The organism is Natronorubrum halalkaliphilum (genome assembly GCF_009834785.1).
Classification (GTDB): Archaea; Halobacteriota; Halobacteria; order Halobacteriales; family Natrialbaceae; genus Natronorubrum; species Natronorubrum halalkaliphilum.
The window spans coordinates 23,885-44,749 of sequence record NZ_WUYX01000024.1 but is presented as its reverse complement, the minus strand read 5'-3'; the positions used below and the strand labels follow the sequence as shown (position 1 = coordinate 44,749).

General features: G+C 62.4%; 15 protein-coding genes. 6 read left to right on the top strand and 9 right to left on the bottom strand.

The genetic code is table 11. The features are described 5' to 3' along the window. Positions 1–61: 61 nt before the first annotated feature. From GS429_RS06790 to GS429_RS06780, 4 genes are all read right to left on the bottom strand, one after another. Positions 62–3,148 (bottom strand): FAD-binding and (Fe-S)-binding domain-containing protein, encoded by a 3,087-nt coding sequence (locus GS429_RS06790; protein ID WP_160063951.1) that lies wholly within the window; start codon positions 3,146–3,148, stop codon positions 62–64. 38 nt (positions 3,149–3,186) lie between these two features. Beyond that, entirely contained in the window at positions 3,187–3,432 is a 246-nt protein-coding gene (locus tag GS429_RS21775) for a hypothetical protein (RefSeq protein WP_201293974.1), read from the bottom strand. 445 nt (positions 3,433–3,877) lie between these two features. After that, positions 3,878–5,110 (bottom strand): orc1/cdc6 family replication initiation protein, encoded by a 1,233-nt coding sequence (locus GS429_RS06785; protein ID WP_160063949.1) that lies wholly within the window; start codon positions 5,108–5,110, stop codon positions 3,878–3,880. A 778-nt stretch (positions 5,111–5,888) separates the two neighbouring features. Continuing rightward, positions 5,889–6,773 carry a 3-hydroxyacyl-CoA dehydrogenase family protein gene (locus GS429_RS06780; protein ID WP_160063947.1) on the bottom strand — a complete coding sequence of 295 codons (885 nt, stop codon included), beginning with the start codon at positions 6,771–6,773 and terminating at the stop codon, positions 5,889–5,891. 297 nt (positions 6,774–7,070) lie between these two features. Here GS429_RS06780 and GS429_RS06775 point away from each other — a divergent pair, with 297 nt between their 5' ends. After that, complete coding sequence (locus GS429_RS06775; protein ID WP_160063945.1) at positions 7,071–8,225, top strand: thiolase family protein; 1,155 nt, start codon at positions 7,071–7,073, stop codon at positions 8,223–8,225. 57 nt (positions 8,226–8,282) lie between these two features. On the opposite strand, the gene GS429_RS06770 is transcribed toward GS429_RS06775, so the two are convergent. From GS429_RS06770 to GS429_RS06755, 4 genes are all read right to left on the bottom strand, one after another. Then, a complete protein-coding gene (locus GS429_RS06770) occupies positions 8,283–9,422 on the bottom strand; it encodes an acyl-CoA dehydrogenase family protein (protein WP_160063943.1) in 1,140 nt (379 codons plus the stop codon). Positions 9,423–9,583: 161 nt separating this feature from the next. After that, entirely contained in the window at positions 9,584–11,188 is a 1,605-nt protein-coding gene (locus tag GS429_RS06765) for a long-chain-fatty-acid--CoA ligase (RefSeq protein ID WP_160063941.1), read from the bottom strand. 50 nt (positions 11,189–11,238) lie between these two features. Next, complete coding sequence (locus GS429_RS06760) at positions 11,239–13,506, bottom strand: TRAP transporter permease (RefSeq protein WP_160063939.1); 2,268 nt, start codon at positions 13,504–13,506, stop codon at positions 11,239–11,241. A 75-nt stretch (positions 13,507–13,581) separates the two neighbouring features. After that, positions 13,582–14,658, bottom strand: coding sequence for a TAXI family TRAP transporter solute-binding subunit (locus GS429_RS06755; protein ID WP_160063937.1), 1,077 nt, complete (start codon positions 14,656–14,658; stop codon positions 13,582–13,584). A 196-nt stretch (positions 14,659–14,854) separates the two neighbouring features. Between GS429_RS06755 and GS429_RS06750 the strand changes: the two genes are divergently transcribed. The 5 genes from GS429_RS06750 (at position 14,855) to GS429_RS06730 (ending at position 19,758) form a co-directional block, all read left to right on the top strand. Then, the gene (locus tag GS429_RS06750; protein WP_160063935.1) at positions 14,855–16,018 is read left to right on the top strand and encodes an acyl-CoA dehydrogenase family protein; all 1,164 of its coding nucleotides are present in this window, start codon (positions 14,855–14,857) and stop codon (positions 16,016–16,018) included. A gap of 176 nt (positions 16,019–16,194) precedes the next feature. Beyond that, the gene (locus GS429_RS06745; protein WP_160063933.1) at positions 16,195–16,959 is read left to right on the top strand and encodes an IclR family transcriptional regulator; all 765 of its coding nucleotides are present in this window, start codon (positions 16,195–16,197) and stop codon (positions 16,957–16,959) included. Between the two features lie 301 nt (positions 16,960–17,260). After that, entirely contained in the window at positions 17,261–17,878 is a 618-nt protein-coding gene (gene rdfA, locus GS429_RS06740) for a rod-determining factor RdfA (RefSeq protein WP_160063931.1), read from the top strand. A gap of 530 nt (positions 17,879–18,408) precedes the next feature. Then, entirely contained in the window at positions 18,409–18,870 is a 462-nt protein-coding gene (locus GS429_RS06735; RefSeq protein ID WP_235920754.1) for a hypothetical protein, read from the top strand. Positions 18,871–18,999: 129 nt separating this feature from the next. Continuing rightward, entirely contained in the window at positions 19,000–19,758 is a 759-nt protein-coding gene (locus tag GS429_RS06730) for an SDR family NAD(P)-dependent oxidoreductase (RefSeq protein WP_160063929.1), read from the top strand. Between the two features lie 96 nt (positions 19,759–19,854). Here the strand turns inward: GS429_RS06730 and GS429_RS06725 are convergent, their stop codons facing one another. Further along, positions 19,855–20,826 (bottom strand): succinylglutamate desuccinylase/aspartoacylase family protein, encoded by a 972-nt coding sequence (locus tag GS429_RS06725; protein WP_160063927.1) that lies wholly within the window; start codon positions 20,824–20,826, stop codon positions 19,855–19,857. Between the last annotated feature and the right edge of the window lie 39 nt (positions 20,827–20,865).

The following is a 20,865-nucleotide window of genomic DNA, read 5'->3' as shown; positions in this document are numbered from 1 at the left end:
CAGCCGAACCGATGGGGAGACCGATTACCGACTCGACCGACGGTCAGGCCTGCAGCGACGATCAGCGCGGACGCTGATCGAGGGCCCCGTCGACGAGTTCGATCGGCGTCGGCGGCTCGTCGGTCGATCCGGATCGGTGCTCGAGTTGGGTGCGACAGGAGGCCCCCGGTGCGACAACCCGGTCGCCCTCGCTGTCGTCGACCTGTTCGTACAGAATCGAGGCGATTGCGTCGCTCATCGAGGCGTGTTCGGCCTCGTAGCCGAAACTGCCGGCCATGCCACAACAGCCCGAATCGAGCGGGTCGACGGCGTAGCCAGCACGCCGGAGGACGCCGACGGCGTGGTGGTCCTTCCGCGTCGCTTTCTGGTGGCAGTGGCCGTGGTAGGTGAGAGACCGGTCGGCCGCGTCGGCGTCGAACGCGATCGCTTCGTCCAGTCGGAAGGTGTCGAGGTACTCGCAGACGCCGTACGTGGCCCCGGCGAGGCGCTCGGCCGACTCGTCCGAGAGGAGATCGAGGTAATCCGCCTGCACCATGACGGCGTCCGAGGGCTCGATGACGACTACGTCCCAGCCGTCCGCGACGAGCGGCGCGAGGGTCCTGACGTTCTCGCGGGCGGTCTTTCGAGCCTGATCGAGAAAGCCCTTCGAGAACGCCGGGCGACCGGTATCGCCGAGTTCGTCGGGGACCGTGACGTGGACGTTGGCGGCCTCGAGCACCCGGACGGCGGCCTTTCCGGCCTCGGGATGGCTGTGGTTGGTGTAGGTGTCGGGGTAGAGCACCACCTTGCGGTCGGCCTCGTCTACGCTCACCCGCGGGCCGCCACGCCGATCGAACCAGTCCCGGAAGGTTGTCGCGTGGAACGTCGGCAGCGGACGACTCGAGTCGATCCCCACCGTCGCCTCGAGCAGCTTGCGGGCTCCCGGGAGCTTGGCTGTGGCGTTCGAAAACGGCGCGAGCCGACTCCCCCACTTCGAAAGCCGGGCGACGTTTGCAAAGAGCCGATCGCGCAGCGTCGCGCCGTTTCGCTGGTGGTACTCGTGGGTCACTTCGGCCTTGAGCTTCGCCATATCGACCTCGCTCGGACAGTCGATGGCACAGCCTTTACAGCCGATACAGAGCCCCATCACTTCCTCGACGAACTCGTCCGAAACGGCCTCGTCGGGCTCCAAATCACCGCTCATCGCCTGCCGAAGCGCGTTCGCTCGGCCCCGGGTGCTCGTGATCTCCTCGCGGCTCGCGCGGAAGGTCGGACACATCACGCCGCCGGTGGTCTCCTGCTCGCCGCGACAGCCGCCACAGCCGTGACAGAGTTCGACCATCCCCTGCATCCCGTTGTCGGCGTGCCACTCGAGTTCCGGTTCGAAGCCGGCCTCGAACTCGTAGTCGGGATCGAACCGCAGGTGCTCGCGCAGATCGGTCGGGTTCTCGTCCCGAAAGACGACCTGCCCCGGGTTCAGGATCCAATCGGGGTCGAACGCCGTCTTGAGGTCCTGAAACGACTGCCAGAGCTCCTCGCCGTAGCGTTTGCGGTTCCACTGGGTGCGAGCGCGGCCGTCGCCGTGTTCGCCCGAGACCGATCCGCCCAACTCGACCACGAGGTCGGTCACGTCGTCCGCAATGCCGTGGAGTTGGTCCAGTCCGATCTCGGTCTTCGTATTGACGAGGGGTCTGACGTGGAGCACGCCCGGTCCGGCGTGGGCGTAGAAACTCGCGTAGGTGTCGTGAGACTCGAGGATCCCCTCGAATCGCTCGACGAACTCGGGCAGGTGTTCGGGTGGAATCGCGGTGTCCTCGATAAACGAGATGTGCTTCTCGTCGGTCGTCCGCGAGAGCAGGATCGGAAGCCCGGACTTGCGGAGCTTCCAGAGCTGGGCGCGTTCGTCCTCGTCGTAGGCCTCGAGGGCCTCCAGAGCGAGCGGGTCGGCGTCGCTTTGAGGAGAATCTGCGGGTGGCTCCCCGGCCGGCATCGCCGACGGTGCGCGATCGGCGAGCAGTCCGGCGACCTGCGCTTTGCCGTGGTTCGGGTCCTCGGCGTAGAACTCGACCAGGAGGACGGCGTTCGTGCCGTCGGGGAGCATCTCGGTGACCGGACCGAACTCCGCGGTGTCGCGCGCGAGATCGATCAGGATGTCGTCCAGCACCTCGACTGCAGCGGGGTCGTGGGCGAGGATGTGCTCGACGTCCCGCATCGCCTGGTGGAGGTCCGGATAGCACAGCAGCGAGACGGCCTTCGTGTTCGGCACGGGCTCGAGCGAAACCGTCGCCTCGGTGACGATGGCCAGCGTCCCCTCGCTGCCGGCCAGCAGGCGCGCGAGGTTGACGGTGCCCGCCTCGCCGGTGTCCTCTCCGCCGGGCATCGTCTTCCCGCGAGCCTCCGCGACGAGCCGATCGAGGTTGTACCCCGAGACGTTCCGTTTGAGGTCGGGATAAGTCTCCTCGATTCGGTCCGCGTCCGCCTCGAGAATGTGATCGATCTCCGCGTAAATGCGCCCCTCGAGATCGCCGTCGGAATCGGCGCGGTCGCCGATTTCCTCGAGCGTCACCTCGCCGAAGGTCGTCACGGTGCCGTCGGCGAGGACGGCTTCGACCTCCTCGATGTAGGCGTCGGTCTTCCCGTACTGCAGCGAGTGCGAGCCCGTCGAGTTGTTCCCGATCGCGCCGCCGATGGCACTCTTATCGCCCCACGCGGGGTCGGGGGCGAACTTCAGGTCGTGCTCGGCGAGCGTCTCGTTCAGCGTCCCCAGGACCGTTCCCGGCTGGACCGTTGCCGTCTGCCCGTCCGGATCGATCTCGAGGATCTCGTTCATGTACCGCGTGAAGTCCAGCACGACGGCGCGGTTGACCGTCTGGCCAGCGAGACTCGTTCCGCCGCCGCGCGGGAGGACCGGAATCTCCCGTCTGGCGCAGTACTCGACGATGCCGACGACGTCGGCGGTTGACTGCGGGAACGCAACCGCTATCGGCGTCATTTCGTAGGCGCTTGCATCCGTCGCGTACAGTTCGCGCGAATAGGAGTCTGCCCGAACGTCGCAGTCGACGAGTCGTTCGATGTCGTCGACCAGCGCCGGGCGATCGACCTCGTCGCTCCGATAGTCGTAGTTCGCACGCCGGTCGGCGGCCGGGTCGGCGCTCGGCTCCAGAGACATACCTGTCCATTGCTCCCAAGCGGCTAAAAGCGTCGGCATTAGCGAACCCCCCAACCGCTTTCGGGGCCGATCGATTGGGCGAATTTCCGTGGATTACCGATCAGCACGTCACCGATCGGTTCGGACGGTAACGAGCGACCCGGCTTCGCAAGGTGGTTGCTCGTCTCGATGCTGGGCGACTCGAGTCCGAACTCGAGTTCAAGTATGCGCTCCGAAGAGACCGAATCAGGCAGTGTCGCCGTCTCGCCGTACCCCGCGTTTCCGCCGTCTTTCTGACACCCCACGTTTCCGTCGTTTCCGCATCACCACACACCGGCTTTCCGTCGTTTCGTATTCGACTGATACTGCTGTTCGGAGACCGGAGATGGAGCGGCCTGCAGTCTACGAAGAAACGGTTTAGTAGTTCATAAATCCGCTATGGAACTGCCATCAATATACCTGCCAGTTTGATTAGTCTCGTTCTATCCAGATACGTCTGCTGTTGTTCGGGCACGTGTGGTAGAGTACTTTTGGCCGTATGAACCGGCATACAAGTCGATATGCCTTCGATTCACAAACGGGCGGCGTGACTACTGACGCATATTTGCATACGAGCAACGGAGAAGCGGAAAGATCTAATCGATTCGAGTCGTTCAGAATTCAAAATATGAACTGTTCTCCAGTTTCCGGGTGAGTTGTACCTACCTGTAATTGGGATCTGAGTCAGATCCGTGAGGGCGGCCGACGGATTTACTTGCCGGACCAATCTTGCATTCGGGCATCCTCGAGGATCGTTTCACGAACGACCTGCGGATCCTCGATGAGCCGATTCTGCAGGTGGATACCGCCGGCGCTTCCCTTGTTGATCTTCTCGATTTCGACGACGCCGAGGAACGCCTGTTCCTTCAAGATATCACGAAACCGACGGACCGACAGGGTGTCGATATCGAGGTGGCCACAGATCCGCTCGTACTGGTCGTAGACGCGACTCGTGAGAAAGGCGTCGTCGCTTGCGTTGACGCTTAGCTCGGTCAATGCGAGTAGCGCGGCTTTCGCCTGCGTGGGAGCGCCGTTGACGAGTTCCCGAAAGCGGTCTTTTTCGGCGTGTTGTTGGGCCTGCCGGACGTGTTCCTCTCGGACCATCTCCGCTTCCTCTTCGTAGGCGACCTCGCCGGCGTGGCGAAGAATATTGATCGCCTTCCGCGCGTCTCCGTGTTCCTGGGCGGCAAAAGCGGCGGAGAGCGGGATCACGTCCTCGGAAAGGATGCCGTCCTGAAAGGCGTCCTCCCGATTGAGCATGATTTCGCGGAGCTGATTCGCGTCGTAGGGCTTGAAGAACAACTCCTTGTGCTGGAAGCTACTCTTCACTCGTTCGTTTAAATTGTCAACGTACTGGATCCGGTTACTGATCGCGATCACGCCGATGCTGCAGTCGATTTTCCCCGCCTCCTCGGCTCGAGAGAGTTTCATCAATACGCTGTCGTCGTTCATCAGGTCGATCTCGTCGAGGATGATGATCACCGAATCGAACTGCGCGTCGAGCGTCTTCCAGAGGAGTTTGTAGTATTTCGACGTACTGAGACCGGTGTGGGGAACCGTAATATCGGTCTTCGATTCGTCGTTCAGTTTTGCGGCGAGGGAAGAGATCGCCTGCGTCTCCGTGTTGTCTTCCGCACAGTCGATGTACGCGATTCCGATATCGACACTCGAGTCGGCCGCATTTTGCGCGCGCTGGCAGACGTGTCTCGAGACGAGGGATTTTCCAGCCCCGGTTTTCCCGTAGATCATTACGTTCTCCGGAGAGTAGCCGTGGACGGCACCGTTCAGTCGTTTCGCCAGTTTCGAGATCTCTTCGTCGCGACCGACGATCCGATCGGCCTCCGGGACGTGGCCGATTTTCAGGAGATCCTTGTTCGAGAAGATCCGATGGCCGGAGTTAAAGAGCGGATCGTCGACAGAATCCGATGAAGAGTCAGACGTCATCTACGACGAACGATGTGAACGGGGGCTGTATAAAACTATTGAAACCAGCCACCCCGTGTTTCCGACGTTATTTCGACGATCTCGAGGGATAGATGGTCCAAATGACTAAAGCCGAATAATTGATGAGACAACCTCGTTTCCGACGTAACGCAGATAGATGGCCGACTGCAGCGGGGTGGGGAGAACGTGGGTTTACCCACACACCCCACGTTTCCGTCGTAATTTGAGTGGAGGGGCCCTGGTTTCAGAGATCGACTCGAGGTGGCTGTTTCGGAAAATCACAGCACAGCGTGACGTATTGGGAGAGAGGCGGCGTGGATACCGAACGCACGAGAACCGTCGTTTCAGCGATCGAAACGACTGGTATGTCGTTTCTGATAGCGACCAGTTTACTGGGCTATTTCTATCTTATTCACTTTAATCTATCTTTTGCAGTGTAGAGCTGCAGCGATCGGTTCGATACGCTGTCTTTCAAACAGTCACTAGCTGCACCATGGTCGCTGCTACCCCCTTCTACCTTCTTGGAGAAACGACGGAAACGTGGGGGGTGGGTGCGACATCGACAAGAGACGTCTCGAGTTACTCTCACGAGGGACGTCTCGAGTTGCTCTCACGAATATTGACTACCTGTTGTCCCAGTCCGTTGTCGGTCGGTCCAGCTATCGGCCCATCCACCTATCCGCCCGTCCGCTCATCCCTACCAACCATCCGATCACCGATCGGCCACCGTCACGATACGTCGGAAACGTGGGGTGGGTGTCCGTCTCGTGGGACGCCCTCACTCGTCGTCCCAGTCGCCGCTCATACCGACGCGTTCGCCGTCCTCCCAGACGTAGTAGCCCTCGCCGGTCTTCTTCCCGAGGTTGCCCGCGCGGACCTTCCGGCGAAGCGACTGCGGCGGTTTGAACCGCTCCCCTAGCTCTTCGCGGAGGTGTTCGGCGATGTGTAGCCGGACGTCGAGTCCGACGTGGTCGGTGAGCTCGAGCGGGCCCATCGGGTGCCCGTAGCCGATCTCCATCCCCTCGTCGATATCGGCCGGGCTGGCGACGCCCTGCTCGACCATCCGAATCGCCTCGAGACCGAGCGCGATCCCGAGTCGCGAGGTGGCGAAACCAGCCGTATCGCGGACGACGACGTCTTCCTTTTCGATGCTCCGGACGTAGTCGACGGCGAACGCCTCGGTGCGTTCGTCGGTCTGCTCGGCGACGATGATCTCCACCAGATCCATGATGTGTGGCGGGTTGAAGAAGTGCAGGCCGACGGCGCGCTCGGGGTGTTCGAGCGCGCTGGCCATCTCGGTGACCGACAGCGAGGACGTGTTCGAGGCGATAACGGTGTCCTCGCTCGTGGCGTCCTCGACGTCCGAGAACACGTCCTTCTTCAGGCCCATGTCTTCGGGTACGGCCTCGACGACGAGGTCGGCGTCCGCGACGGCGCTTTCGAGGTCGACCATGCCCTCGATGCGCTCTAAGGCAGCCTCCATCTCCTCCTCGGAAAGCTTGTCCCGGTCGACCCCACCCTGCAGGTTATTGCGGATCCCGTCGAGACCGTCCTCGACGAACTCCTCTTCGATGTCCCGGAGGACGACGTCGTGGCCCGCCATCGCGGATACCTGTGCGATCCCGTGGCCCATGCTCCCTGCGCCGAGCACTGTGACTTGCATGTGTGAGTACACTCGAGAAACGATCAAAAACGTTCCTCTCTCGAGATGTCCGGCAACACTTTCTCGAGCGCCGAGTGCCGGTCGCGGAACCGTTACGTTCGCGGACCCGTTGTCGTTCGCGGACCCGTTGCTGTTCGCGAGATCCTGCTGCTCGCACTCGCCGAGAGTACGGCCAACGGGACAAAACGAGGGCGTTCGGACGCGGAGCCGACACCGTAATCCCGGCGCGCTGGACCGCGACGGCTCCAGGCCGAAGAACGGAGCTACTTTACCCCCGAACGACGACACACAGTCACAATGAGCGACCAGCAGCCGATGCCAGTGCCAGTGATCGTCCACGCAGTCCGGACGCCCCAGGGCAAACACGGCGGCGTCTTCGCCGAAACCGGCAGCGAGGAGCTCTCCGTCCCGCTCGTCGACGAGATGCTCGAGCGAACCGGGCTCACGGGCGAGGACGTCGACGACATCCGCTGGGGATGTGCAAAGCAGGTCGACGAGCAGAGCAACAACATCGCCCGCGTTATCGCCCTGCTCTCGGAGTTGGGCGAGAGCGTCCCGGGAACGACGATCGACCGGCTCTGTGCCTCCTCCGCGGAGGCGATCATGAGCGCGAGCGACGCCATCCGGGCGGGCCAGCGTGAGGTCATCGTCGCCGGCGGCGTCGAGAACATGTCCCGCACTGAGCGCCGGAAGGGGATCGGCTCCTACGACGGCATCGCCGAACAGTACGACGCGGCCGGCCTCGCGATGGGCCAGACCGCAGAGAAGGTCGCCCGCGAGTACGACATCTCCCGCGAGCGTCAGGACGAGTACGGCGCCCGAAGCCAGCAGCGCGCCGTCGAGGCGACCGAGGCGGGCAAGTTCGACGACGAGATCGTTCCGATAGACACCGGCGAACGGACCGTCGAGGAGGACGAAGGACTGCGCCCCGGCACGACCACAGAGAAAATCTCGAATCTGCCGCCGGCCTTCGAGGAGGACGGCACCGTCACCGCTGCCAACGCCTCGCAGGTCTCTGACGGCGCCGCGGGCGTCCTGATCACGAGCAAGGAGTTCGCAGAAGAGAACAACCTCGAGATCAGCGCCGAACTCGAGGCCCACAACGTCGCGGGCGTCGATCCGACGGTGATGGGGATCGGCCCCGTCCCCGCCGTCCGCGGCCTCTGGGAGCGCAACGGCCGCTCGGCTGCGGACTACGACCGCGTCGAACTCAACGAGGCCTTCGCGAGCCAGACGCTGTACTGTCAGGACGAACTCGGCTTCGACGACGACCAGTTCAACGTCAACGGCGGGGCCATCGCCATCGGCCACCCCCTCGGCGCGTCGGGCGCTCGCCTGCCGGTTTCGCTGATCCACGAACTCGAGCGGGAGGGCGGCGGTCTCGGCCTCTCGACGATGTGCGTCGGTTACGGACAGGGTGCCGCCCTCGAACTGCGAGTGCCCGAACAGTAACCGCTGGTGGGTACCAAGAGCCGCGAAAAAGCCGCAGAATCGAGTCCCGATCCCGCTCTAGAAGATCTGGTCGGCGATGATGTTCTTCTGAATCTCGCTGGTGCCCTCGTAGATCTTCGTGATGCGGGCGTCACGGTAGTAGCGCTCGGCGGGGTAGTCCGTGACGTAGCCCGAACCGCCGTGGACCTGTACGCCCTCGTCGGCGACCTCGACTGAAATCTCGCTCGCGAACAGCTTCGCCATGCTCGAGTACTGCGCGGCGACGTCCTGGTTGTTCTTTTCGACCTGGCTGGCGGCGCGGTAGGTCAGCGACCGGGCGGCCTCGACCTTCGTCGCCATCTCGGCGATCTTGTGCTCGATAGCCTGGAACTCTTTGATCTTCTGGTCGAACTGCTCGCGCTCGTTGGCGTACTCGATGGCGGCGTCGAGGGCACCCTGGGCGGCACCGACGGCCTGGGCGGCGACGCTGGTGCGGCCGGCGGCGAAGAACTCCATCAGCTGGTAGAAGCCCTTGTCGACCTCGCCGATGACGTTCTCCTCGGGGACGCGAACGTCGTCGATGACGACCTCAGCGAGGTCGGAGGCACGGATACCGAGTTTGTTGGTAATTTTGTCGGTCGTGACGCCGTCGGTGTCCATCTCGACGAGGAAGGCGGTGATGCCGCGGTGGCCCTCGTCGGGGCTCGTCTTGGCCATCAGAACGCCGACGTCGGCGACGGTCCCGTTCGTGATCCACATCTTGTTTCCGTTCAGGACGTACTCGTCGCCGTCTTTCTCGGCGACCGTTTCAATACCGGCGACGTTCGACCCGTGTGCGGGCTCGGAGATCATCGAACAGGAGGCGGTCTCGCCGTTGGCGATCTTCGGCAGCCACTCCTCTTTCATCCATTCGTCGCCGAACTCGAGGATCATGTTCGTCCCGAAGCCAGCGGAGCCGACCGCAGAGCCGATCCCGGGATCTGCGCGCCAGAGTTCCTCGGTGACGATCGTGCTCGAGATCTTGTCCATCCCAGCGCCGTCGTACTCGAGGGGGATACTCGGCGCGACGAAGTCGTACTCGGCGGCCTTCTTGCGGATCTCTTCGGGATACTTGTGCTCTCGGTCGTGTTCCTCGGCGACCGGTGCCATTTCGTTTTCACCGAATTCGCGAACTGCCTCGCGAATTGCCTCGTGCTCGACGGACAGCGTAAATGCCATACGTGATTATTGTGGGCAGGTGCCAAAATAGCTTCGATATATTCAACAGTTGCAAAGTATATCCGCAAGCCTGCTAACGTTGTAAAGCCAGCTGGGCGATGCGACTCTCGAAGCCGAGACAAACGCCGTGGTCGGACCGACTCACAGCGACCGGCCGAGGACTACTCGTCCTCGTCGCGGAGTTCGAACTTCTGAACCTTGCCGGTGGTCGTCCGCGGCAGCGTTTTCACGAACTCGACCTCGCGGGGATGTTTGTACGCCGCGAGGTTCTCGAGGCAGTACTGCTTGATGTCTTCGGGCGTCGCCTCGACGTCCGACGAACCTCCACCCGCTGCGCTCGCGGGGACGACGAACGCCTTGACGGTCTCGCCGCGGCGCTCGTCCGGTACGCCGACGACGGCGGCGTCGGCGACGTCCGAGTGCTCGAACAGCAACTCCTCCACTTCCCGCGGGTAAACGTTGTAGCCGCCGGTGACGATCATGTGCTTCTCGCGGTCGACGACGTAGAAGAAGTCGTCTTCGTCCCAGTAGCCGATGTCGCCGGTGTGGAACCAGCGCTTGCCGCCGTCTTCGGTGAACGCCTCCTCGTTGGCCTCGGGCAGACCGTAGTACCCCTCCATCACGTTCGGGCCGTGGATGACGAGTTCGCCCGTGATCTCGTGGAGGTCCGCTTCGTCTTCGTCGATCGGTCCCTCCTCGACGCGGGGCACTTCCGCAAAGTCCTCAGCAACGATCTTGGCCTCGACGCCCTCGAGCGGCTGACCGATGCTGCCCTTCCGGCGGTTTTCGTTCGTGTTCGCGTGGGTGACCGGACTCGTCTCGGTCAGCCCGTAGCCCTCGTTGAGCTGGACGCCCCAGCGGTCTTCGAACCGCTCGAGGACCTCGAGGGGGAGACTCGAGCCGCCCGAATTGGCGAACCGGAGCGCCTCGAACTCGTACTCGTCGGCGTCGGGCTGATTGATCATGTCGTTGAACATGGCGGGAACGGCGAACATGATTGAAATCTCGTCGTCCTCGAGTTGGTCCATCACCGCCGGCGCGTCCCACTCGGGAACCGGGTAGTAGGTGCCGCCACTGTACATGGCCCCGTTCATCACGACGGACATCCCGTAGATGTGAAACAGCGGCAGCGTGCCGATGAGCCGGTCGGAGGACTGGAACCCGCCCGGCGGAACGTCCGCGTTGGCCCGCGTCGTAAAGGCGAGGTTGTGGTGGGTGAGCAGAACGCCCTTCGGCGTGCCGGTCGTCCCCGACGTGTACGGCTGGACCGCGATGTCGTCGTCCGCCCGGTCCACGACCGGTTTGGTCTCGTCGGCGAGGAACGCGTCGAACTCGGTGACACCGTCGACGTCGGCACCAGCCTCGCGAGACGGCGTCTCGCCGACGCTAACGATCTGTTCGACGTCTGTGTCGCCTTGCACCTCGAGGACGTTCGGAACGAGGTCGGCGAGCGCGACGACCGCCTTCGCCCCGCTGTCGCCCAGCATGTGGCTGATCTCTCGAGCCTTGTACTGGGGATTCATCGGGACGATGATGCCGCCGGCGCGCAGGGTTCCGTAGAAGGCCGTCACGAACTGCGGCAGGTTCGGCAGGTAGACCCCGACGCGGTCCCCCTCGCCGATGCCGCGGTTCTCGAGCGCCTGAGCGAACCGTCCGGCCCGATCCCAGAACTGCTTGTAGCTCAGTTCGGTCCCGTCGTAGGCGATCGCCGGCGACGCCGGCTGTCGCTCGACGGTCTCAGCGACGGCTGTCACGAGATTGCTCATACGGTACGTGAATCGGCACAATCCAGTAAAACGATTGCGAATCGGGACGGTCAGGGAGACCGCCAGTCCGACGCCGACGGACCGCGGACGCGCTCGATGTCGTAGCCGATCAGATACCGCGCTCGCAGGAGCAACAGGACGATCGTCGCCGCTGCGACGGTCTGAACGGCCATCCCGAGGGTCCCCGCCACGGTCGAGCCGAACATGGCGGCGAACCCGGCGGTAACGTAGAACGTCCGGACGGGCAGCGACAGCTCCCGGGCCCCGTCGAAGCCGACCGTGGCGACGATCAGCCCAATGGTGCCGGCGAGGACGACCGGGAACGCGAACACCGTCATCGAACTCCACTCGATAAGACTGTTGTTCGCCACGAACGCGAACGGGATGACGAAGCCGGGGGCACCGATACGCAGCGCCTGCACGCAGGCCGTCATGAAGCTCGTCCCGGCGATTCGCGAGCCGACGGCGACGGAGATCGCGACCGGCGGTGTGATCGCGGACAACATCGCGAAGTAGAAGACGAACATGTGGGTCGTCAGCTCCGGAACGGCGAGTTCGGTCACCGCGTCCGCGATCAGGAACGCGACGAGAATGTACGCCGCCGGCGTCGGCATCCCGAGGCCGAAGGCGATACTCGCGATCATCGCGAGCACCAGGACGAGCGCCAACCCGCCGGTGAACCCGAGAACCGACACGTCCGCGAAGCCGATGATTCCCGCACCGAGACGTCCGGTTAGTCCGCTCGTCTCGAGCAGTTCGACGATCAGCCCCATCGCCGCGAGCACGCCCACGAGCGGGGCCATCTCGATTCCGCCCTGATACAGACCTTCGACGGACTGTTTCGACGTTTTCGCGAGCGAGCGATAGGAGGATGCGCCGACCCCACCGGCCGTCGAACCGATCGACCGAGTGCTTTCGTCCGCAGGGTCGTCCGAACGGGCGTTTCCGCCGCCCAGTTTGGACCGGATCACCTCGTCGACGCTGAAGACGTCGATGAGGTAATTTCGGACGAAGATGACGCCGATAATCGTCAGGATCGTGTAGAATCCCGCCGTCAGCGGCGTGAACCGAAGGACGATGAGCGTGTACAACAGGACGAACAGCGGAATCACGAAGTGGATCCCGCGCAGGAGAACCCGCCAATCGAACGGCGAGAGGTCGGTCGTCGTCCAGCCGAACTTGAGGATGGAGAAGTGCACGGCCAGACAGACGCTCAGGTAGAACAGCGCCGCCGGAATCGTCCCGGCCTGGACGACCTCGAGATACGGGATCCCGATGATGTCGGCCATGAGGAACGCGGCGACGCCCATCACGGGTGGCAGCATCTGCCCACCGGCGGAGGCGACGGCTTCGATCGACGCCGCGTAGTCGTCGCGAACGCCCTGGTCCTGAATCATCGGGATCGTGAAGCTCCCGGTCGTCGCCGTGTTTGCCGCCGCGCTCCCGGTGATCGAACCCATGATCATACTCGAGATGACCGCGATCTGGACGACGCCGGTTCGCAGCGTGTTGCCGAGTTCCGTCCCGACCGATCGGATGTACTCCATGAGGCCGTAGGCCTTGGCGATCCCGGCGAACATGATGAAGATCGCAACCCACGTCGAGCCGATACCCATGATCGTGCTGTCGTAGATCCCGGATTGGACGCCGAGGGCCGCCTCCTCGACGATCCCCGTGATATCCTCGCCCGACCACGCCAACAGGTCGGGAAGGAACGGTAACGTACTCACCGCGGCGTGGGAGTACACGATCGCGAAGATCGCCACGGAGGCGATTATCCATCCGAACGCCCGGCGCGTTGCATCGGTGACGAGCACGATCAACGCCGCACCGACGATGTGGTCCGCCGTCGTGAAGCCGAGGATGTGTGCATCGCCGTCGAGGCGGCTAAACTCCCCGTAGATATACGCCATCGTGACGAGCGCGAGGAGCGCAAACGCGATCGCGAGGTACGGATCGAATCGCCCGTACACTCGCTTGAACGACTGAATCCCGCTCGAGATCCGCTGACTTTTGAGACCCAGATCGTCGAGCAGCGAGACTCGTTCGGGTGGCTCCTGAAACGCTTCGGAGTCGACGTCGTCGTCCGTCTCCCCGTCGGCTGCGGAATCGTCCCGTTCCCCGCCGAACTGTCGGCGAGCGTAATCCAGATAGTAGACCGCAAGCCCCCACCCGGTAAAGAGGACGACGTACTCCGCCCGTTCGGCAAACACGAGCTGTGGCGGAACGAACGCTCGAAGCGAGACGCCGAAGACGTTCAAATTCGTCAGAATGAAAAACGCGTAGTAGATCGTAAACACCGTAAAAAGGGCTGCCATCGCATACGTAATGCCGTCTAGCAGCCGGAGGGGCGTCAGTCGGCCGAAACGAGAACTAAGGGAAGCCATCGGTCGTTAGTTGTCCAGCGCGTGTTCGAGTGCGCGCTCGAGGCCGGGCGCGGTGCCGGAGCCACTCGGAGTCGGCGAGACGGTCATATCGTCCTCGATGTCGGAGAGCGTCTCGAGATCCATGTTATTCGTGATGAAGAACCACGGCAGATCGTAGTAGTGGAAGACCTGCACCAGCTCGAAGTCGAGTTCGTCGAACGGTTCGACGTCTTCGCGGAACTCCCGTGCGGTCCAGTTCTGGAGGAAGCCCATCTCGATGTCTTCGGATTCGATATCTCCGATGTTCTCTTCCGTGCCGTCGCTGGTCTGGGCCTCGACGGCATACTCGTCGAGATGGTCGTTCATGACCGCGGCCAACGCCTCGTTTGCGGTGTAGCCCGTCGTTCCCGATTCGGAAGTTTTCATCCGGATCGTGTCGTTTTCGACCGACTCGTCGGGTTCGTCAGCGCGTTCGAACTCGTCGCTCCAGACGTCCAGTTCCTCCTCGTAGAAATCCGCTGCGGCCGGATGGAACGGAATCCCTTCGTACGCGTTCTCCACCCAGAACTCCGGATCGGCGTGGTAGCCGAAGATTCCGAACTGATCGGCGAGCTCCTCCCGGACCTCCCACATGGTCTCGAGATACGCGTAGACGAGATCGTAGTCCAGTTCCGCTTTCGCGACGAAGTTGTACGCGAACGTCGGACACGGAATCTCGCCAGGAACGTGAACATCGTCGCTGTCCGCACCTTCCATGACCTCCATGTTCGTCTCCTCACTGAGTAGCGTCTCGTCGTCCGCCCACGCATCGCTCGTCTCGTCCGTCACGTCGAGAACGCGAAGTTCGTCGGTCGACCCGGCAGCTTCCTGCAACCACGACGGCGTGATCTCGAAGTTCATCAGCGTCCCGACGCCGACGTCCAGTTGCCCCTCGTTCAACGCACTCCCCTGTTCGGAGAAACTCACGCTGATTCGTTCGTATCCACCGCCGCCGTTTTCGTCGCCGAAACAGCCGGCGAGCGCCGCGGTGGTGCCGACACCGGCCGCTGCGAGAAACGATCGTCGAGACTGTGCGCTGGAAAAGCTGCCGCTGTTATCTCCCATGCCAACAGAATCGCTCCTGATAGAATATAATAGTAACTGTCCGCAACTGGTAGTATTAATATAATCACAACTACGGAACGTGGTTTCGCTGGAGCGTGGGTTCGACGGAGACATGGAGGGTACGACCGAAATTGTATTCTCGCGTAACGGGGCACAGACCACAATACCTATTGTGCCGATTACGCACATAGAGAGTATGCTGGACTTCGTTCAACTCGAGGACGACCTCGGCCAGGAAGAGCGCATGATCCGTGACACCGCCCGAGAGTTCGTCGAGGAACACGTCAAACCCGACATCGGCGAGCACTTCGAGAACGGTACGTTCCCGAAAGAGCTGATTCCGAAGATGGGCGAACTCGGCTTCTACGCCCCGAACCTCGAGGGGTACGGCTCGCCGAACGTCTCGGAAACGGCCTACGGGCTCCTGATGCAGGAACTCGAGGCGGGCGACTCGGGGCTGCGTTCGATGGCCTCGGTGCAGGGTGCTCTCGTCATGTATCCGATTCACGCGTACGGGAGCGAGGAACAGAAAGAGGAGTGGCTCCCGGCGATGGGACGGGGCGAAGCGATCGGCTGTTTCGGCCTGACTGAGCCCGAACACGGCTCGAACCCCTCGGCGATGGAGACCCACGCTGAACGCGACGACGAGGGTTACGTTCTCAACGGCTCGAAGACGTGGATCACGAACTCGCCGATCGCGGACGTCGCGATCGTCTGGGCGCGGGACCGATCCGCCGAGGACGACCCCGTTCGCGGTTTCCTCGTCGAAACCGACCGCGACGGCGTCAGTACGAACAAGATCACCGAGAAGCTCTCTCTGCGCGCGTCGATCACGGGCGAGATCGGCCTCAACGACGTCTACGTCCCGGAGGAGAACGTCCTGCCGGGCGTCGAGGGGATGAAGGGGCCGCTGTCCTGTCTGACCCAGGCCCGCTACGGGATCGCCTGGGGAGCCGTCGGCGCCGCTCGAGACTGCTTCGAGGAGGCCCGCCAGTACGCGAAAGACCGCGACCAGTTCGGCGGTCCGATCGGTCGGTTCCAGCTCCAACAGCGTAAACTCGCGGAGATGGGGACCCAGATCACCCTCGCGCAGCTGCTCGCCTACCGACTCGCCGAACTCAAAGAACGCGGCGAGATGCGGCCACAACACGTCTCGATGTCGAAACGCAACAACGTCCGAACGGCCCGGGATCAGGCCCGGATCGCGCGCGAGATGCTCGGCGGTAACGGCATCACCACCGACTACTCGCCGATGCGCCACATGGCCAACATGGAGACGGTCTACACCTACGAGGGAACCCACGATATCCACACGCTCGTCCTCGGCGAGGAGTTCACCGGTATCCCGGCCTACGAGTAACGTCCGACTCTCCCGATCTGGCCCGAAAGCTGAACCGATCTTTTGCGATAGAACTCGGCGTTCCGCATACCGAAACGCGATCGAGTTTGCCTCGCCGATCCCGCGTCTGTTCCGCAGAGCAATCGCTCCGTTTCACCATCCGGAACATTGATCCCGTCGGTCCCACATGATCGCATATGGGCATGGACGAGGGGGACGAAACCGATGCGGGCGTTTCGACGACGCGCAAGACGTTCGACATTCTCGAGGCGCTCAAAGTCGAAGAAGGGGTGACGATCACGGATCTCACGCGACGAACGGGGTTGAGCAAAAGTACGGTTTACCGCCATCTCACGACACTGACCGACATGGGGTACGTGGTCGAACGGGATGGCGACTACTACATCGGGTTCCGACTGGTCGAGATCAGTGAACAGGCTCGAACCCGGAAAACGGGGTATACGGCTGCAAAGCGGAAGGTGTTCGAACTGGGACAGGAGACGGACGAACGGGCGATCTTCATCGTCGAAGAGGAGGGTGAGGCCGTCTACGTCCACCGGTACGGCAGCCTTTCGGACACGATGATCGGCAAACGTCGGCCGCTTCACTCGCTGGCTTCGGGGAAGGTGATCCTCGCCGAGTGGGACGACGACCGAGTCGCCGACTTCATCGACGAAAAGGGCCTCGAGGCAATGACGAGTAACACGATCACGGATCCCGACGCGCTGTACGCGGAACTCGATCGCATCCGCGAACGCGGCTACGCCGTGAACAATCAAGAGCACATGGACGGGTTGTGCGGGGTTTCGGTCCCCGTGTACACGCCCGATGACGAACTGCTCGGCGCGCTCGGTGCGTTCGGCCCGGTGAGCCGATTCAAAGACGAGTACGTCCACGAGGAGTTGCCGAACCGACTCTGGGACAAAGCGGGCGAGATCAGAGTCACGCTGGCGTACGGCTGAGACGGACTGTTGTACCGAGTACCGGTCACCACGGCGGCCGTGGCTGTGCCGGGACTGCCGGACAGGAGACCGTATGAGAACAGTTCGAATAGCGAAACGGGCGGGATGGAGACGAGGAGAAAGGGACTATCGTCACGAGCCAGTCTACTCGCCGAAATAGCCGTCTAATCGATCCTTCTGGCGCATACGGCCGCTATCCGATCGTGTTTGAAACTGTAAGCGCTATTGTCGCTGTTTCACATACCGAACGACGACTCGACCACCGAAACGATTTTCCTCGCCACTCAGAGAGTGTCACGCGATGGACGATCGAACTACCGGTCCGGGGCCGATGCCGAAGGTCGCACGACTCATCGACGCGTACGACCTCGAGGGCGTCGGTGCCGACCTCGAGGCCCGCTGGACACATCCCACGGATCGCGAAAGCCTTCGGTCGCTCGCCGATTCGTTCAACGAACGACTGCTTCGAACCGCTCTCTCCGAGGCCGGCGTCGACACGATCGCGGAAGACGTCTCTCACCTGTACGCCCTGCTCCGCGGGGACACGGGGAGTCGCGGCGAGCGAACGCAGGTCCAACGACGACTCGAGCGCGAGGGCGTCGACGTGGAGGGGCTGACCGAGGACTTCGTCTCCTACGGCGCAATCAGGTCGTACCTCACCGGCTACCGAAACGTCTCGCCGCCGTCCGACACCGACGGCCCGAGCCGGGAGCAGACGGTCCGAACCGTCGACGGACTCCGCCAGCGGACGGTGACAGTCGCCGAGAGCAAACTCGAGCGACTCCGGGAATCCGATCGCCTACAACTGGGCTCACACCGCGTGTTCGCGGACGTTCAGGTCTTCTGTGAGGACTGTGGCAGACAGTACGATCTGGCTAACTTGCTCGAGGCAGGTGCGTGTGACTGTTTCGAATCGTAGGACCACTCGGCTATCCTATAACGTGTAACAGTCGTACCGATGTTACGAGTTAACTTCGTTGCACACGATTACCAGTTCTCCGCGGCCGCGGTAGACTCGACTCAACCAGGTGTCTTGTAGGGAGTCTCTCGAGGGGTATTTTGATACATAACTAAATCTAAGGTATTATTCTTAGATGGTACAAATCTATCTCGTCCCTCCTTGTCAGTCCGTTACACAATAGGTGCGGCTGATCGAGGAGCCGTGGCGGTCAGCGACGCGTGTACAACCACGTCCGAAAAAAGACCAATAGCGTCCACCAATCATTGATCGATATTCCGACTCACAACTCCGGGGCTTCGAGTACGGTTCCAACTATTTCGAATCATCACAGAAAATACCTCTGAGTGCATAACTGAATCCCGACACGTAGGACAAAAGAACAGAAAAGTGAAAATATGGGGGCTATTCCACTACCGATAACATCGTCGCCGGCTGATAGTGGTCTCATCCTCCGCGAGTTTATATACGATTACGAGGCCAGCGCAGCTATGGTCGATCGAATCCGATCATCGCGACGGACCGTATTGCAAACGCTCGCCTCGCTCTGTGCCACCACGATTGCCGCGACGGCGACCGTCGGTGCACGAGCGACCGATACGGAACGGTCGGTAACAGTCGAGCGAAACAGCCACGTCGATAGCGGTGAACTGCCCGAACCGGACGGAGCCTACGTCGCCGTCGTCGACCGAATCGTCGACGGAGAACACGTCGTTCTCCTGCTCGAGCGGGATGGGGAACTGGTCAATCAGCTCGTGGTTTCCAGATCGGCCTTCGACACCGTCGAGGAGACCGATATCATGCTCGTCGTCATCGACGAGGGCGAACTGTGCTGGTATCTGCATATCCCGGAACGACCGCCTGAGGGCATCGGCGGCGCGGACGTCGATGTCGACGAGATGCAGTCGGCGTCGGTCGACGGGTCGGACGCCGGTCACTCCCGTAGTCGTTGAAACCACCATCCGCTCGCGAACTCCGTTGATTACCACTGTTCACGTTATCAAGAATCTCATTGAGCACTGTCTGCGATATCGAGTGGTGTGATGAACGGTTTTATGTGCCGGCTGATCAATACCGAATGCATGCGACTCGAAGACAAGACGGTCGTGATTACGGGTGCAGCGTCGGGGATCGGGAAGCAAACCGCCGAACGCTGTGCGTCGGAGGGAGCACGCGTCATCGTGACGGATATCGACGACGGCGGTCAGGCGGTCGCCGACGAAATCGAGAACGACGGTGGTGATGCGGAGTTCCACACGCTCGACGTCACCGACAGCGATGAGTTCCACGCCGTGGTCGACGCGGTCGCCGACGACTACGGCGTCGACGTGATGGTCAACAACGCGGGGACCGGCCACCCTGGCGGCAGCCTCGAGGACGTCGACGACGCGATTCGCGACTTCGTGATCGATGTCAACATCAAGGGCGTCTGGAACGGCTGCTCCGCCGCCTTACCGCACATGAAAGAGCAGGGCCACGGCTCGATCGTCAACGTCGGCTCGCTGGCGAGTATTCTCGGGCTTCCGAAGCAGGCGGCCTACTCGACGACCAAGGCCGCGGTTCTGAACATGACGCGGACGGTCGCCGCCGAAGCGGGTCCCTACGGCGTTCGGGCCAACGCCGTCTGTCCCGGCTTTACCGAGACCCAGATGCTCGAGCAGTACCTCGCCACGCAGGACGATCCCGAGGCAGCCCAGAAGGCGATGGCCGAGGACTACCCGCTGAAGCGACTCGGCAAGCCCGAAGAGATCGCCGACTCGATCCTGTTTCTCGCCAGCGACGAGTCGTCGTTCGTCACCGGCCACGGGCTGGTCGTCGACGGCGGCTTCTCGACCTGTTGATACGATCTGCTGTGACGATTTCCCAGTGTAACCGCAGGACGGTTCGCAGTTAGACCGGAAACGGCGTACAGCAGTCCGTATGCGGTGGTCGGCGAACTACTCCTCGCGGACCAGCGCGACGCTTGCAAGCTGGTCGCCGCCGACGACCGTCGACTCCTGGGTGAGGGCGTAGAGAATTCCGTCGCGATCCGCCGTCGCCTCCTGTAAGGATTCGTAGGTCGTCGGCTCGTAGACCGTGCCGAGCCACGTCCCTGCTTCGATCTCCTGGCCGACCTCGAGAGCGGGGTCGGGATGGAACAGTCCGGCTTCGGTGGCGGTGACCTGCCCGAGGTGATTCCGCGCGAGGGTCTGGTCGTAATCGGTGGCCTCGCCGGGGAGCATCCCGAGGTGTCGACAGACGTTTAACAGGCCTTCGACGCCGATCTCGACGGCGTTCTCGAGAATCTGCTTGTTGTACGCGAGTTCGGGGGTAATCGTCGGGATCCCCTCCTCGGCGGCAGCGACTCGGAGTTTCCCGGCGAACCCTCGCCGGTGCCACTCCGCGGACGCGTCTTCGTCGGCCTCCTCGGAGAGCAACAGCCCGGTGCCGAACGCCTCCGCGAGGTCGCGGGCGGCCTCGTCGCCCTCGCGGAAGACGACGTGTGGAAGCATATCGGGACTTCCGGTGTGTAGATCGATGATCGCGTCGGCTCGCTTGTTTTCCTCCCAGAGCGTGGCGGCCATGCGCTGGTGGAGACTTCCCTCGTCGTCGCCCGGCCAGATCCGGTTCATGTTGGGATTGACGCTGTCGAACTCCTCGGGCGTGATGTAGGAGACGAGATCGAAGGTGAGCGGGTTCGCGACGGGAACGGCGACGATTTCTCCCGAGAGATCCTCGAGGGGAAGTCGCTCGTGAAATCGCCTGAGCGTTTCGGTACCGTTGATTTCGCGGCCGTGCTGGGCGGCCTGTACGTACAGGGTCGGTCCGTCTTCGGCGCCGCGATACGTGTGAATCGTCGTTGTGAGTTCCACGCCGGAGGGCAATCGTGCGAGCGTCACCTCGTCCGCGTCGTGGGTCCGGGAGGTCATATCCCGTCGTTGCACGTCCGGCGGTATGTAGCTGCGGCC